Origin of the sequence: Streptomyces litchfieldiae (assembly GCF_031845365.1) — a bacterium.
Taxonomy (GTDB): Bacteria; Actinomycetota; Actinomycetes; order Streptomycetales; family Streptomycetaceae; genus Streptomyces; species Streptomyces litchfieldiae.
Genome location: NZ_JAVREL010000149.1, coordinates 1 through 387 on the forward strand (window position 1 = coordinate 1; position 387 = coordinate 387).

Here is a 387-nt window from a genome sequence, read left to right on the forward strand (position 1 = left end):
TCGATGATCTCGTCGCGATGGTGCTCGTCGACAGCTACATACGGTGACGCCGCGGTATTGAGGTTTGCCTCGTACGCTTGTGACGTGGTCTCGATTGCGATGCAGGCTTTCCTGCGTGCCTCGGCGACCCTGGCAGCGGCTGCAGCAGCGGCGCTGCAGGCGCTGCCGTGAGTGCGTTCCTCCGCTTTCGCTATCTGATCGACCAGTGCGGTTGCCTGTGAGGCCTGCTCTGCGGCCGTGCCGTGTTTATCCGCCAGTTCGCGCAAATGGCCTGGCGTAACCCACAGTTCCCCCGAGGACATGATCTGCTCCTACATCTGTGTCGGGTAGCACTCTGCAGCAATTTGTTCGTAAATCAGGGCCGCCTCGTCCATGCTGCGTGCGGAG

The 387-nt window shown here is 61.5% G+C and carries 1 protein-coding gene; it reads right to left on the reverse strand.

Features of this window, described 5'->3' with window-relative positions; translation table 11 throughout:
• The coding region (locus RM590_RS35825; RefSeq protein WP_311708984.1) for a type VII secretion target at nt 1-302 on the reverse strand (302 nt) is incomplete at its 3' end.
• Between the last annotated feature and the right edge of the window lie 85 nt (nt 303-387).